The sequence below is a fragment of the Kosakonia oryzendophytica genome (assembly GCF_027886705.1).
Classification (GTDB): domain Bacteria; phylum Pseudomonadota; class Gammaproteobacteria; order Enterobacterales; family Enterobacteriaceae; genus Kosakonia; species Kosakonia oryzendophytica.
The window spans coordinates 3,208,965-3,223,995 of sequence record NZ_CP115659.1; the positions used below are offsets into that span (position 1 = coordinate 3,208,965).

The 15,031-nt window shown below is 49.1% G+C and carries 17 protein-coding genes; 3 read left to right on the forward strand and 14 right to left on the reverse strand.

Annotated features, from left to right (window positions below):
• Nucleotides 1-228: 228 nt before the first annotated feature.
• The gene (locus O9K67_RS15560) at nt 229-1,098 is read left to right on the forward strand and encodes a winged helix-turn-helix domain-containing protein (protein WP_061494778.1); all 870 of its coding nucleotides are present in this window, start codon (nt 229-231) and stop codon (nt 1,096-1,098) included.
• Between the two features lie 49 nt (nt 1,099-1,147).
• Nucleotides 1,148-1,573: a hypothetical protein gene (locus O9K67_RS15565; protein ID WP_408612877.1), complete on the forward strand. Its 426-nt coding sequence runs from the start codon at nt 1,148-1,150 to the stop codon at nt 1,571-1,573.
• 806 nt (nt 1,574-2,379) lie between these two features.
• Here the strand turns inward: O9K67_RS15565 and O9K67_RS15570 are convergent.
• Nucleotides 2,380-2,706 (reverse strand): DUF1493 family protein, encoded by a 327-nt coding sequence (locus O9K67_RS15570; protein ID WP_061494777.1) that lies wholly within the window; start codon nt 2,704-2,706, stop codon nt 2,380-2,382.
• Nucleotides 2,700-3,164 carry an STM2901 family protein gene (locus tag O9K67_RS15575; RefSeq protein ID WP_061494776.1) on the reverse strand — a complete coding sequence of 155 codons (465 nt, stop codon included), beginning with the start codon at nt 3,162-3,164 and terminating at the stop codon, nt 2,700-2,702. The genes O9K67_RS15570 and O9K67_RS15575 overlap by 7 nt, the downstream gene beginning before the upstream one ends.
• A 278-nt stretch (nt 3,165-3,442) precedes the next feature.
• Here O9K67_RS15575 and O9K67_RS15580 point away from each other — a divergent pair, with 278 nt between their 5' ends.
• Entirely contained in the window at nt 3,443-4,114 is a 672-nt protein-coding gene (locus O9K67_RS15580) for an SOS response-associated peptidase (protein ID WP_061494774.1), read from the forward strand.
• Here O9K67_RS15580 and O9K67_RS15585 read toward each other — a convergent pair.
• The 12 genes from O9K67_RS15585 to O9K67_RS15640 all read right to left on the reverse strand — a co-directional run bounded on the left by O9K67_RS15585 (nt 4,107) and on the right by O9K67_RS15640 (nt 15,031).
• Nucleotides 4,107-5,372, reverse strand: coding sequence for a Y-family DNA polymerase (locus O9K67_RS15585; protein WP_061494773.1), 1,266 nt, complete (start codon nt 5,370-5,372; stop codon nt 4,107-4,109). The genes O9K67_RS15580 and O9K67_RS15585 overlap by 8 nt on opposite strands.
• A 2-nt stretch (nt 5,373-5,374) precedes the next feature.
• Entirely contained in the window at nt 5,375-5,797 is a 423-nt protein-coding gene (locus tag O9K67_RS15590) for a translesion error-prone DNA polymerase V autoproteolytic subunit (RefSeq protein ID WP_061494772.1), read from the reverse strand.
• 133 nt (nt 5,798-5,930) lie between these two features.
• Nucleotides 5,931-6,308 carry a tail fiber assembly protein gene (locus tag O9K67_RS15595; RefSeq protein ID WP_061494771.1) on the reverse strand — a complete coding sequence of 126 codons (378 nt, stop codon included), beginning with the start codon at nt 6,306-6,308 and terminating at the stop codon, nt 5,931-5,933.
• Nucleotides 6,305-7,960 (reverse strand): hypothetical protein, encoded by a 1,656-nt coding sequence (locus O9K67_RS15600; protein ID WP_061494770.1) that lies wholly within the window; start codon nt 7,958-7,960, stop codon nt 6,305-6,307. Before O9K67_RS15600 ends, O9K67_RS15595 begins: the two co-directional genes overlap by 4 nt.
• 55 nt (nt 7,961-8,015) lie before the next feature.
• Nucleotides 8,016-8,252 (reverse strand): phage exclusion lipoprotein Cor, encoded by a 237-nt coding sequence (gene cor / locus O9K67_RS15605; protein ID WP_061494769.1) that lies wholly within the window; start codon nt 8,250-8,252, stop codon nt 8,016-8,018.
• Nucleotides 8,253-8,365: 113 nt separating this feature from the next.
• Nucleotides 8,366-9,067, reverse strand: a complete 702-nt coding sequence (locus tag O9K67_RS15610) for a hypothetical protein (RefSeq protein WP_148654705.1) — start codon at nt 9,065-9,067, stop codon at nt 8,366-8,368.
• Nucleotides 9,067-9,378 (reverse strand): hypothetical protein, encoded by a 312-nt coding sequence (locus tag O9K67_RS15615; RefSeq protein ID WP_071889979.1) that lies wholly within the window; start codon nt 9,376-9,378, stop codon nt 9,067-9,069. Before O9K67_RS15615 ends, O9K67_RS15610 begins: the two co-directional genes overlap by 1 nt.
• The gene (locus O9K67_RS15620) at nt 9,371-12,547 is read right to left on the reverse strand and encodes a host specificity protein J (protein ID WP_061494767.1); all 3,177 of its coding nucleotides are present in this window, start codon (nt 12,545-12,547) and stop codon (nt 9,371-9,373) included. Before O9K67_RS15620 ends, O9K67_RS15615 begins: the two co-directional genes overlap by 8 nt.
• 61 nt (nt 12,548-12,608) lie before the next feature.
• Complete coding sequence (locus O9K67_RS15625; protein ID WP_061494766.1) at nt 12,609-13,208, reverse strand: tail assembly protein; 600 nt, start codon at nt 13,206-13,208, stop codon at nt 12,609-12,611.
• 11 nt (nt 13,209-13,219) lie between these two features.
• Nucleotides 13,220-13,930, reverse strand: a complete 711-nt coding sequence (locus O9K67_RS15630; RefSeq protein ID WP_061494765.1) for a C40 family peptidase — start codon at nt 13,928-13,930, stop codon at nt 13,220-13,222.
• A 1-nt stretch (nt 13,931) separates the two neighbouring features.
• Complete coding sequence (locus tag O9K67_RS15635) at nt 13,932-14,687, reverse strand: phage minor tail protein L (protein WP_061494764.1); 756 nt, start codon at nt 14,685-14,687, stop codon at nt 13,932-13,934.
• The gene (locus O9K67_RS15640; protein WP_061499955.1) at nt 14,684-15,031 is read right to left on the reverse strand and encodes a phage tail protein; all 348 of its coding nucleotides are present in this window, start codon (nt 15,029-15,031) and stop codon (nt 14,684-14,686) included. Before O9K67_RS15640 ends, O9K67_RS15635 begins: the two co-directional genes overlap by 4 nt.

Consider the following 15,031-nt stretch of genomic DNA (forward strand, 5'->3'; position numbering starts at 1 on the left):
CTATTTTCATGCATCGATTTCTGCCCTCAAGGAAGAACGCTTGCTTACTTATATAAAAGCCTGGTTTTACACGGTGTTAAGTATTTGTGTTATGCTACACAAATCATTGTAAAAAAGAATGGTAAACATTCCATTGATATGATGAAATAAATAGAGCCAACGCTTTTAATCAGAGAAGATGTAATTCTAAAAAGGGACATCGCCACCGGCTGTGGCGTATATAGATATATGTATTGGATTATCAACGATAATATTGAATTCCGACCGGATGCAAAAAAGCTGACATCAGCCTGCAATCCAGAGATGAACGTAACATTGACAACGCCTGCCAGCCGCTGTCTCTTACTCCTTTTGGAAGCTTCTCCGGAGATAGTACTCCAGCAGGACTTCTTCAAAAAGGTTTGGGAAGAGGAAGGTATGCTCGTACCAACAAATACTCTTTACCAGAATATTTCTATTGTTCGTCGAGGATTGCGCGCCGTAGGAGAAACGGATAGAAGATTAATTGCGACCATCCCCAGAAAAGGTTTTCAGATAGACGGAAGCGTTAAAATAGCCAAACGGTCTGACGCGGAAAATATTACAATAAACCATAATAACATAGATGACATTCCTTCTGCGCGAAGTGATGAGGTCAATATCCCCGCGAATCTACATGATGGGGAGTTGGATCTCCAAGAGAATGGCCCTGGTGTAATTCATAAAAGATCATTCCTAAAAAAAATAGCATTCGCCCATCGCTATAAGCTGCCAATTATTGTAATGCTTATTTCTTTTTCTATAGGTCTATTTATAAACAGCGTTGCAAAACATTTAAGCGGTGGTACTGGCTTACTTAATTCTTACTCATTAATGGAAAAAGATAACGGATGCAGTTTCTATACTAAAGACGACGCATTAGACGGTAGCAGTAACTATCAGAAATATAAGTCACTGATATTAGAGTCAGGTTTAAATTGCAAGAATTACCCTTGGGTATATTTTCCCATGTCCAAAACATCGCCCACGTTAACTGCATTGATTTGCAAAAATAACATTTTAACGACATCGGGACCTGAATGCGTTTCACTTTACTTCCGAGGAATCAATAGTGACTAGAAAGAAAATAATTTTCTTTTCCTTTTTTTTCTTTGTCGTCGGTGTAGCCGTGGACTATTTTTATCAATTTTTAATATCGCGACACTATAATGAGGAAAAATGTACTGCCTCGCTCGTGGTTTTTTATGAGGATACTCACGCTAATCTGACATTAGATTTTATGTATAATCTGAAAGAACACCGAGGTGTGGTAGCTGTTAGTGGCAATTATATAAAAAACAATCACCCTGCGGGAAATATACGCAGAGATGTTTCTTATACATGGACAGAAAACAGAGATACCTACAACTTCACATCGACTATGGTAAACAAAGTTAAAAATGTTGAAACCTTATCCGATGACATCATTGCCCTGGTCATGCCTGATTTTTATGTCTACCCACAAAAATATATTAATTATTTTATTCAAAATCAAGGTGATAGTGGTTTTCTATTTGCAATCGGCAAACGACCTTTATTTTTTTGTGCACGCTGAATTAACAATGAAGAATAGCTAATATGATATTTTTCAGCCTTCATGCTTAGGAAATATCATTATACTGTCATACGATAATTGACGACATCAGATTGCCAGTGAGGTTAAGGTAACGCACAACGATATGCGCGATCAAAACGGCCAGAATTTCTGAAATACATATGAAGCAACTGGAGTAATGCTGGGATACTGATGCCAGGAGCAGGCTGCAGGCCAGATAAACATCCCTCGCCCATCACCTTAGAAAAAAACAAAGGGGTTACCTTTCGGTAACCCCTTGTTTAATCTGGCGGAAGCGCAGAGATTCGAACTCTGGAACCCTTTCGGGTCGCCGGTTTTCAAGACCGATCTAAAACCATTTTAATTCATGCTGTTACGAGTTTTTGATGGTATAAACTGTTTATTTCATAGAACCTAAAATCAATCTCTTACTAACTTTTAATGAGTTAATATACCAACAGTTTATGCCCGCTCTGAACCTAAAGTTACGGCGAAATTCTAACGATCATACACCATAAATAGCGCGCATCATCATGGGGTGTCAGTGGTCGGAGGTTCAAATCCTCTTGTGTCGCCCCAAATCACCCAAGAAAACCAGCCTCTTACGGCTTTTTTTTATGCCTGTGTTTTTGGAAAGGGAAATGAAGGTAAAGCCCTGTCGATTTACATCACAGTGCAGTAGTCAAATTCCAGCGTTGACCCTTGATTCAACGGGCATGAACAACAGACACCCTGCCGCATCGCGCTCTTACATACGGTCTGATGAAACACCATTATTTTCGTGTTTCACAACGCCGAAAGCGTTATCAGTCATACAACCAATGACCTGCTTTAGCTGATTCAATCAACATGCCTATCGTGAAATTCGGTACAGGTACTGGTTCCCTCTTTTTGAAGAAATTCAAGGAAAACGGGACATTCGGGTAATAGGTTGTTATTTTAAAATTGTTTCTGTCAACGCCAAATTCCTTAAAAAACAGATTCATCAAATCTTCAGCTTCAAGCTCATCGATACCTAAATCTGAATCCAGATCAGTTTCCGGGGTTAATGGAACCTCCTTATTTGAAAATACATAAGTTCCGGCAAAGGGGCGTATTAGCTCATAAACACGAGCCTCGATATCATTTACCATATTTTATCGTTACCCCTTGCAATAGCGTTGTAGTCCCGAATTGTACAGTAAACAATTTGCGACACGTCGTTTGTCAAAACGAGCACTCCAAGCAGTGGTATAGTACGACCCACAAAGGTTCCTATATTTCTGACCATAACCCTACGGGCAGTCCATGGCGTGTATCCGCCAAGCCACGTAGGTAACGACAATCCAAACGGAAATTTTGCTTTTTTGAAGACGGCTCGCGCCCCTTTTGACGCATAGGATGTTCCTTTAAGTGCATCACTGGGTTTCTGTCTTGTCTCAAGATCGTTACGTCCTGAAACCACTGCAATAACTGCGCTAAAATCCAGAAGCCCAAGACCAAATTGCTCGACGGTTTTCTCACAAAAAACCATAAAAAACAATTCTGTCGCTGTCAGGTTAGATTTACCCGCGTAAAAATACGTTCCGTTGAGTTCCTCTACCGTGTCCATGATATTTATCCCGTTGAAGTTCTTACGGATAAAGAGCTTGGGCAATATTTTTAAGCTTGTCTATCAGAATCTTCCCGACAATTCCTTGGATAAAATGAAGAAAAAACTTCCTGACAATTTACCCTCGTTTTGCGAGGCCGTTTCCAGATTTTATTTTCCTGCCTTTACTCGTAAGGGCTTCTCATTTTTAATCTGATCTCCTTTAAAATCACGTTTTAAAGGTGCGCACCGTTTTTCCTCCCTATCCTATACTTTCAGTCTGCTGACTGGAGGTTTCTATGTGTGGACGTTTTGCACAAGCCCAAACCCGTGAAGAGTACCTGGCATACCTGGCCGATGAAGCTGATCGCAACATTGCTTACGACCCGGAACCCATTGGCCGTTACAACGTATCGCCGGGAACAAAGGTTTTGCTGCTAAGTGAACGTGACGAACAACTCTATCTTGATCCTGTACTCTGGTCATATGCACCGGGATGGTGGGATAAGGCACCACTAATCAACGCTCGGGTAGAAACTGCGGCCACCAGCAGGATGTTTAAGCCGCTATGGCAACATGGCCGCGCTATCTGCTTTGCCGACGGCTGGTTCGAGTGGCGGAAGGAAGGCGACAAGAAACAACCCTACTTCATTCACCGGGAAGATGGCCAGCCTATATTCATGGCGGCGATCGGCAGCACTCCGTTCGAGCGTGGCGACGAGGATGAGGGGTTTTTGATAGTCACATCAGCAGCAGATAAAGGCCTGGTCGATATTCATGACCGACGCCCCCTGGTGCTGTCACCGGAAGCAGCACGGGAATGGATGCGGCAGGAGATCGGAGGGAAAGAAGCGGAAGAGATTATCGCTGACGGTGCAGTGTCTGCCGACAAGTTTATCTGGCACGCGGTTTCGCGCGCCGTGGGGAATCCGAAAAATCAGGGACCAGAGTTAATCGAACCAGTCACCTGACCACCAGCAGATCCGAGAATCGGGTCGTATAACGCGGCGATAACATGTCACGCTTCATCTGCCACTGGGGTTGTATCCCCTGCCCTGCAAAATATAACGTTCCGCGCCCGTCTTTTGCGTTGAGTTGATCCAGTACCGCCATCAGTTTTTCGCTATTCGCGCGTGGGGCGTTATCGTCAAAAAGATTAAGTTGCGCCACGCCCTGGCTGAAAAAGTCGCCCAGCATAACACCTGCTTTCTGATATCGATGACCGTCTTTCCAGATGCTGTCCAGACAGCGCGTTGCGGCGCCGATGATATCCCGGCTGTCCTGTGTTGGCGTTAACAGCTTCACCGATGCGCTGTTGCCGTAGTACGGTTCGTTAAGTGCAAAGGGCGATGTTTTGACAAAAGCGGATATGAACCGGCAATACTGGTGCTCACCACGTAATTTTTCAGCAGCGCGTGAAGCATAGCTGCATATGGCCTGGCGCATTTCGTGATAGTCAGTGATGCGGCCCCCGAATGAGCGGGAGCAGACGATCTCCTGCTTTGCCGGTGCGAACTCCTCCAGTCCGAGGCAGGGTTCCCCGCGCAGTTCCCGCACAGTTCGCTCTAGCACGACATTAAAATGCTTCCGGATAATCCAGGTGCTTTGCTCTGAAAGCTCCAGCGCAGTTTTTATACCCATAGCGTTGAGCTTCTTGCTGATGCGCCTGCCAATACCCCAGACATCCTCCACCGGCACCATCGCCAACAAACGGCGCTGACGGTCAACATTTGACAGGTCTACAACGCCCCCGGTTTGCTTCTGCCATTTTTTTGCAGCGTGGTTGGCCAGCTTCGCCAGGGTTTTGGTCTGAGCTATGCCGACGCCGACAGTCAGGTGAGTGCGCTTCAACACGGTCGCGCGTATCTCGCGCCCAAAGTCGGTTAAATCCCGGCAATTGCGAACGCCGGTCACGTCACAAAATGCCTCATCGATTGAGTATATTTCGACGCGAGGGCTCATCTCCTCGAGTGTCGTCATCACGCGGTTTGACATATCCGCGTACAGCTCGTAATTGCTGCTGAACGCAACTATGCCGTGCCGCCTGAACGCCTCTTTCTGCTTGAAGTAAGGCTCACCCATAACGACAAGTGGCTTCGCTTCAGCGCTGCGCGCAATGACACAGCCGTCATTGTTCGAAAGAACGACAACAGGACGCCCTTTCAGGTCCGGGCGGAATACCGTCTCGCACGACGCATAGAACGAGTTCACATCGCACAGCGCAAACATAATCAGCTCGCCGCTTTAACGATAAAAGTCACCACACCGAAAATGTCCAGCGTATCTTCGCTCGTCACCCTGATCGGGCTGTACGCCGAATTCATTGGGTTGAGCTGAATGGTTGGCCTGAGCTGAAGGCGTTTAACTGTAAATTCACCATCTACAGCCGCTATCACAATGTCGCCATGCTGAGCGGTCCGGGAGCTGTCAACCACCAGGAGATCACCATCGCTGATCCCACCCTCGATCATTGAATCGCCAGCTGCCTTTACAAAATACGTAGCGCTTGGATGATGGATTAATAGCTCATTCAAATCAATGCGTTGCTCGACATAATCCGCCGCTGGCGACGGAAATCCACACTGTACGAGATCGCTGAAAAGCGGTAGCGCAATGACGGCGCGCGGAAAATTTGATGGTTTGATGAACTGCATAGTGTAGCCCCGCTTAATACTGTTTTTATATACAGTAGTTAATTTTTCTCAGCAGAGCAATACCGCTACGTTTAGCTTAAACCCACCATAGATCTGTTTTCTTTCTGATATAACAGGTTACGTTATGAAAATATTATGAGCCTGGCGCGGCTGGCCAAATCATTTCCGGCGCAGTTGTGATATCCACCGCTTTCACCGCTTTGATGTACTTCTGCCATGCAATGAGCTTATCTCGATCAACATCATCGATGATGTCCAGAGCAAGATCTGTACGCCAGTCTGCTGTAATTTTATTCGCATTCGATAGAAGATAACTTCGGTATGACTCCGCCTCCGCCATATGGTCGACAGGAAGAACCGCGTCAGTGATCCACTCCCCTGATTCAGGAATATATTGTTTGCCGCCCCCCTGGAAATCATCCGTAACTTCAACTTCGATCACTTCACCATTCCATAATTCAGGTGAGAAACCAAAAGAGCGATAGTCGCCTTTGTAAACATAGATAATCATGCTGTCACCTTGAATACATGCATTCTGCAGGGTGCAGATGTAGGAGCAAATCCGTTTCCAATCAAACCACCAACCGAATATCCGTCGCCGCACAAATAGTTAGCTGCCGTCTGAACAACCAGACCTTCTCCGACGACCATACCGCCATTAACACCATATACTGTGTTCGCAGCGGTATAAATCCACCCGGCCTCCCCCCATTTCCCATTACCGTATATTTCTGCAACGCATATAACCGGTGTGTTGTTACCAAATGGATTAGCTTTTACAGTGCGGGTACCTACTGATACGGTACCGAAATCGACAAGGGCATAGCTGATCCTTGAGTTCGTCGAGGAAACCGAGGTGAGTAAATTCGTGTTAACAGTTTCGATCCGGGTGGCAAGTGTTGCACCATCAACATCGCCAGGATTGGTAATACGCCCGAAGAGTTGCCCGCAAATCACCCCGTTCGCACGGGCAGGATGGAAATCAGTTGCAGCATCGCTATAACCGGCATTGAACTTACTGGCGTCGAAATTAATGTCACCCGTTCGGATTGTTGCCGCAGATCCACCTGCGATTGTTGTCGATGCGGGAGTGGTGGTTTGCACCAGCGCGCCAGTTGCTGATACACCGCCACCTGTAGAGGAAACCAAAGAGCCTTTGATGTTCGGTGCCTCACCTTTTTTAATACCTTCCTGTGAGGCAATGCCGCCAGTCAGGGCAATCTGCGCAATGCTACCGGTGGTCGCCCCGTTCATATCCGGACACCGGAATTTTCCAGACGTGGAACCAGGCGTAAAACAATTGCGTTTAGCGGGCGTGGATTGCCATATCGCTTCTGACACTACCGGCAGCGTACCTGCAACTATAGCGGCGTAGACCGTTGGGTAGGTTGCCTGATCAAGTTCCTGCCCATCGTATGCAACACAACCAGCGGGTATGTTGGAACGGCTAAACCACCAGAATGGTAGGCCAAGTGGCAGCGTCGCCACCCCATTGACTGCATCGACCGCAGCCTGTAGATCACCGATGGCCGCACGTGCATCTTCGGCATCCTGGGCGGACTGTGCTGCATTTTCTTTTGCAACCTGAGCGGCAGTATTAGCATTGTTTGCGGCTGTTGCAGCAGAACTGGCTGTACTGGCATCGGTTGCTACTTGCATGGATTTCGCATTAACATCAAGACGATCTTCCTCGACTTGCTGTGCATCCGTATGAATCTGGTCTGCCAGCGCCTGTATCGCATCCGGATCAATGCTGTTGAGCAATACAGCAATCTTGTTCCAGCTTGGCCCGGTATACGTGGAGCCATCGGGAAGGATCACCGTGATATCTCCGCTGGCACTGAAAACCGCCTGCCAGTTCGCTTTGTCATAGTTTAGTCCGCGCAGGGCTTCCGTAGTTTGTGCCACCAGCGCAGCGGTTACCTGGTTCTGTGTTTCACGCGGAACGGCGCTCCACGCTACCGCACTTTGCGCTGGCCCGGTGTATTTACTGATCAGCGTTATCTGCGTGTCACTGTCGACCGACTTAACAGGCAGTGTGTAGGTGATGCCTCCGACCGTAACCACGATAAAATCACCGGCCACCAGCTCAGTGCTGAATGCCGTTCCTGCGCCGGAAACAACATCAGAGTTGTTCGTCAGGACTAATGTTCCTGCTGACATATTTTCTCCAGACAATAAAAAACCCGCCTGAGCGGGTTTTGTTATTTAACATAAATTATTTACACGTCGAAGAGGTAAAGTTACTTTTATTCACCCAGCGCCAGTTAAACGGATAGCCTGCCTTGTACTCAGTCTGCTCTGCTACTTTACGCACGGCATAAATTTGAACCAACTGCGTCTGTCCGCCGATTTGCGCTGTAGCCTGGCATACAGGCCCTTGCTTTTCAATAATCGAACCAGAGCAAGCAGACAAAAGAACAGGAATAAGCATAATCAAAAGTGTTTTTTTCATTTTAGATATCCAGATGGTTTTATTGTAATAAACTACAACCACCATATTAATACTTAAAATAGATTAAATAGATAGATCTGCACTTATTGATCGATGAAAACGATCGATGATCGTTAAATATAATTGGATACATTTATTGCCGTTACAACGTTACCTGCGTTCGTTGCTCCGACCATCTGCGCCGATCCGCCAGGATACTGAAACAACGCAGGTCGAATTCTTGTATTGGTTCCATCATAATCAGCACTAAAACCAGTGTCGAGAGAAATGACTACCCCCCCAGGTCCACCTGATGAAAACTGCCACTGCTGCTGCCCTGAGCAGTCAGGGATTATTGCCCAACGTCCACTCAATGTTGTATCAATATTAGTTCCGCCGGCACTCCCCCAACTACCTACAGTGCTTATATCAGTAAGCACTTTAGACTCATGGGTAAGAATTAGTTTTTTATTTTCATCCCAAATTGCCAGCCCATACGGCGGATTTGGCATTGGCTGCTCAAAGAAAGTGAATACCAGAACGGTCATAGTAAACGATGAATTGCCGATGGTGTTATTACCAGTCACCCTTATCCCGGTCGACGTTCGCTCTGCAAAGAACGCTACTGCACCCGACGATGGCTTAGATGCATAGCAGAATGGAATTATCGGCTGCGCCATGTCCGGCATACTGATGGTTCCCACAGCCTGATTCAGCACATCGCTAACCTTTGAAGAAGTGAATGAAACAGTCGTGTAAAGGCATAAAGGTGTCGATTGTGGAGTTACAAATGCAGCACCACCTGGAGTTGTCAGCAAAACACCAAAATCAGACATTATGCAACCTCCACGAATACCACAAGACTTGCCTGACATGCCTGAAATTGGTTAAGCGCGTTATCAGTTCCGGCCGTCATAACAATTGATGATCCGCTTACAGTTATAATTCTCCGGCCAGCTACGTAAGAACTAGCCCCAACAGGAACAAATATAAATCCAAGTTTGTATCCTGATGGAACTGTAAATACATAGGTTCCTGTTTTTTGGTTCAGGGCGAGAGATATACTTTGAATGACCGTAACAGGTTTGATTCCATAGTTGTTTGGCGTTCCATTTTCTGACCAACTGGCGAAACCGAAATCAGACATTTGGTGCAACTCCCGTTATATGACCTATTTGTACCCGCAAAGTCTTGCTGGGGCTTACAAACGAAAGGTTATTATTATCCTTTGACAGTAACCAGCCACCTTGTCCACTGGCCGTATATCCTGCCGAATAGAGATTGTTGCCGATTTTTGCATTTGTAATCGCCGCGTTAGCAATCTTGGCATTGGTGATGCTTGCATCCTGGATAAAAGCACTGGAAATAAACACCTGCCCGTTGACAACGGCGAAGGGTGAATATTGCGTATCGCCACTTCCGCTCATCAGGACAAACTGGTTTGCATTGAAGCCAACGCGGGTTACTACCGGCTGCCCGGCCTGCGCAAGCACAGCGATCGACATTCCAGCGTTATACATGACGCCGTTTATACGCACCCCGGCTTTAAGCGTGTGAATAGCCGTAGCACCATCAGCGTCAATTGTGGCCGTCAGCTTATCTTCGAGAGTGGCGGTAACGTCTTCAATCTGCGCCTGCACCGTTGTGGACAACTCTGCCATCGCTTTGTCGACGGCTGCGATGGTCGTTTTAACTGTGAGAATATCAGCACGTACCTGGCCCAACTGTGCGAACTGTTGATCCACTGTCGAGTTATTCGCCAGGGCATTCTGCAGGGCCGCGTCCAGATTAGTATTGATGTCGCTGCGGAGGCGGTCGCCATCAGCAGAGGAAAGAAAATCACCTGTGATATCGCCAAGATAGTCAGAGGCTTTATCATTGGCCATTCCCCTTATCCAGTCGGTAAACCCTGACTCGTTTCCAGTCTTGTCGACCAGCTGCGCGCGGTACCAGAATTCCTGTCCGGCTTTCAGCCCGAGCTGGGTGTATTCCGCAGACGGGTAAGGAACATCGGAAAGAAGCAGCGGATCAGAAAAGTCGCTGTTCGCCGTATACTGAATCTCCGTTTTCAGCGTATCGGCGGTGTTTGCCGGGAACCCCCAGTTTAGGCGGATCCCCCAATTAATCCCCGTCGCGATAAATCCGACCGGCTTCGGCGGATTGCCCACCTTCCCGGTCAGCGTTTTTTCCGTCGAATACCCCCAGCCACTGGAAATTTCAGAAGCATTTATGGCACGAACGCGCACCAGATAACGCCCGGCGTAAATTGACGGCACCTCAAAGGAGGTTGTGGAACTGCGCGGGACATTTACCCAGTTACCGTCGTTGCGCCGCCACTGCGCTTCATACGCGATGGCATTCGCCGCATCTGACCAGGAGACGCGCATCGTTTCAACGCTGATCCCCTGGTTAACAACAGAATAACTGTCAATAACGATGTTATCCGGCGCCGCCTGATTGCCCGGCGGCACCACGCTGACCGGGCGGTCATCAATGATCGCGCCGGTATCAATTCGGGCATATTTGTCCGGGTCGTGCGCGGCACCCGTGATCGTGAACGTGCCATCGTTGTTATCCGCCACGCTGACCACACGGTACTGCTGCGCATAGAGCGTATCGGACTCGACGACCCAGACACTTTCCGGCTCCGGCGTTTCGCCGTAAGTGGTGGTCACCGTCACGATATTTTCATTCACGGCCTGAATGGTCCGGCTCTGTGACGCGCCGGATGGCAGATTGAGGATCAGGCGATCGCCAGCTACCGCGTCCGGTTTTCTGTCCAGGCTAATTACCCGGCCATTAACAGAACTGATACGTCCGCCCGTGACCTTGCCAGACAAATTTTCATCCGCTACTGCGATGATATAACCGGGTTGCGGAATGTTCCCGTCCAGGCCAACGCCAAAGGTAACGATCCTGTCTTTGTTGTTCGTCAGTATGCCCCAGCGCCCTTTGCGGTTGGCTTCAGACTGCCTAGTGCAGCCGATTGCGGTTAATTCAAGCTGGTTGAATCCGTAACGCGCCACCAGGGACTGCTCGAATACCGGCTCCATCGCATCGGCATAGCCATTATCCGGATCGGAATATGACACCAGCGCGGTGGTATAGCGGTTCTTTGTGGTGCTGCTGCTGTAGGTAAAACGCCCGTCGATGACATTCGCTTTCGTGTAGCTGTAATCGATGTCGCGCGGCATATCGGCCAGCGCAACGATCTGATCACCACCCCAGTAGGTCATGCCGCGAAAGATAGCCGCGAAATCCCGCATAACGGTATAAGCGTCGTTGCGGTCCTGCACATAAACGTTACAGGTATAACGGGGCTCGGTCCCTGTCCCGCCCTTCCCGTCGGGTACGGGCTGGTCACAATACTGCGCAACCTGATACAGGGACCATTTATCAATATTGGCGGCGGTCAGGCGGTTGCCAAGACCAAAGCGATCGGATACCACCAGGTCATAGAAAACCCAGGCAGGATTATCAGTCCATGCCCACTTAAACGCACCTGACCATGTTCCGCCGTATGAGCGGGTATCCGGATTATAATTATCAGGCACGCGGATAACCCGCCCGCGCGGTTCGCAGGATATTTGCGGTACAGACCCGTTAAACTGGCTGGAGTCAAACTCGATATACAGCAGCGCCGTGTTCGGATAACGCAGCTTGGCGTCGATCACTTCCGTGTAACTCTGAAGCGTCATCGTGTCGCCGATTTTGGCGCTGTTTGCATCTGCCGTAAGTTTACGCACACGCACGGTCCATGTTGCTGCCCCACGTGGTAAATCAACGCGGTGGCTGCGTTCGTAGCCGGACGTCGTTTTTCCGTTCACCGCCGAGTCAATAACCGTGACGAAAGTCCCGCCATTGGTTTGCAGGTCGATGGCGTAACGGACGTTGTAACCCACCAGATCGCCGTCATCCTCCTGTTTATAGAGTGACGGCCATTTCAAGCGCAGGCGAATGGCTGAAAGCTGTGAGTTGGTAAAAGTGTGGGTCCAGTTTGTCGTGCTGGAGATTTCAATGCCGCCTGCGCTTATCTCGTTTTCAGTGCCAGGCATGCCCTGAATGTAGGTCTGGGCCTGAGTACCGGCGCGGAACTCCCATGCAACACCACTAAAATTAGGCTGACCACTGGAATTCAGTAACGGTGTACCGTCGAGGAAGATGGTCTGGCCTGTCAACTGTCCAGCAAACTCACCTTCACCCAGCGCAACAAGGATCTTCGCCTTCGCCACTGACTGGAGATCGTCAGGCTGTTCTGTCGGCGTGCGGGAGCTCGAGCTGCCACCTTTGCGCCCCTGAATTTTCTTGTATGCCATATTACGTCCATAAAAAAACCGCCTGAAGGCGGTTATTCAATTGAGGTCAGTTAGGAGTGATTTACTGCTGATCTTCGACGTAAATACCGGCTGAAATGATGGCGCCACCAATGCGGCGTTTACCATAGAGCAATGGAACCGGGTAGCCCTGTGCAGCGGTATTCGTCACGCTGCCGAAAGCATATGAAGCACGGTTATCGGCATCCTGTTTGCTTGCCAGGCCAGCGGTTTGCGGTGAGAGCATCTGCACTACTCCCCCCAGCATCATGACCGCACCCATCTTAGCCATGCCGTAACCCACTGCTGAAAGCGTGCCACCAGAAAAATAACCAATCACCACACCAACAACGACCAGAACAGCCCCAAGTATTGTCTGCAATACTCCCGCTTTCTTACTCCCCATGGGTACAGGAATAATTCGAACAACTTCTCCCGCCACAGGGAAACCGAGATCATCAACGCCAATATTCTTTTCCCCACAAAATACTGCATACGTCAGGCCGCGTCGCTTACTGGAAATCATGAACTGCTCAAATCCTTTTACTGTTGCCGCCAGCGCGCGGGTTGCTTCGTGAGTGGTACTGATTAAGCGATGGTGCGTTTTACCAAAGGTTTTGCCCAGTATTCCGCCCAGTTCGATTCTTGTCATGACTTCCTGCATAATCTCCCCTGCTATACGAAATCTTTATACCGAAGGATTTTCATCGTTCTTTCAAGCCAGTAACCACCCCATGGCTCGCGATTACTCAGTCGCCCGTAAAGATGGTGCAGCATCATGTTGCCTTCCAGCAGGATCGCCGCATGGTTCCACTTGTTCGCCTGAACCTGCATGATCAACACATCACCCGCCTGCGGTTCGCCAGTAATCTCCCGAAAGCCGCACTCGTACCAGTTGTCCTGGTAAAAATTGTCGGGATACTGGTCTTCCCACCACGGGTAATCGACGCGGTAATCTGGCAGTTCAATACTGTGTTTTTGCCGGAACCAGCTCATCACCAGCCCCCAGCAGTCATAGACGCCAAGCACAAACGGACGCTCCAGCAACGGCAGTTCACCGCGCGGCAGGATGGTTCGGTAATCACCTTCTGGCCAGCTGACGATATGCCAGGGCAGTGCGCTGAGATCACATTGAGCCTTATCTGTCTCGCTGGGCTGCGTTGTGGCATCGGGGTGACTGTGTACGACTGCGATGACAGTTCCCCAGTCCTCCGCTGCGGCATAATCCTCCGGGAAAAGGACAAAATGGTCCTCTGGCGCACCGGCAATGTTGCGGCAGGGGAAATAGCGCTCGACTCTGCTTTTCTGCACTACCAGCCCGCAGGCCTCGCGCGGATGTTCGGCAGCGGCATGCGCCATAATGGCATCGAGTGTTTTCTGGCGCATATCAACTCCGGATCAGAGACGTGCCCGGGAAGCCACCGAAAGACAGCTCATTGCCTTCGCCGAACCGCAGCTTGCAGGCCGTCAGCGTACCGTTGCACTCGTCGAGTGATGGATCACCAACGGCATTGTTGTTTTTGTCGAAATAGCGCGTTCCGGCATAATCGCAGCCATTGCCGGAACGATACTGACCACGGATGCACCAGGAGCACAGTGAATGCAGCTGGCGCGTCGGGATCATTAATCCCTGCAGGTCCATCGGGCTGGAGAGTGCAAACTCAACGACTTCATTGGTTTCGCTGCTCTTTGCGTCGATGTACCAGACCTGCAATTTCTCCTGCAGTGGGTCTGCGGTCGGGTTACCACCCTCAAAGTTCTGTGCGTCCAGATACTGCGCCAGTGTGTCGTGAATAGTAACCTTCGCCTGCAGCAGATCATCGTATGCCAGGCAGAGTGCTGTAATCGACGCATCAAGGTTTGCAACAGACAGTTTTGGTTGCGCTCCACTACCGGAAGTGGATTTTTCCAGCCCTTCGATTTCATACGGCCAGGCTGAATACTCTTTTCCCTGCCACCAGACTGGCTTCGCCGGTAACTTCGATTCATCGCCCCCGGCGGCTAAAATCTCAGACTCGCTATGCGGGATGCTGTGGCTGTGAAACCGGAGAATTTCCGCAACGCCAAAGGCTGTGCCATCAACTTCAATCAGCCTGACCACATTACCGGGTTGAAGCTTCTGATAGTCGCTGTTTAGATTCATGGTGCGAACGCCTGTTCAAAAGTTGCTGATACCGATATTACTTTTTTGCTCTTTATAATTTGTTGCAGGCTGTCCGCCTGAACTCGCCAGAGTGCCAGCTCACCGAAAGGTGGTTTAAAGGTAAAAGCTTTTGTTTTATGGCGTCGAAGAAAAGCATAAATTTCCAGTCCGGTAGCAGTTTTACCGGTGAAGGTAAAATCAAACGTCAGAGTTTCAGGGTGAATACCGTTTCCGCTGATCTGCATATAGCTGTCACCGAACTGTGCCTTTCTGACGTTGTCTTTGCTTTTTATTGTGGGTTGCCCTGCCGCCTGTATCGGCCAGGTAAAAGCCTCAATTGCCAC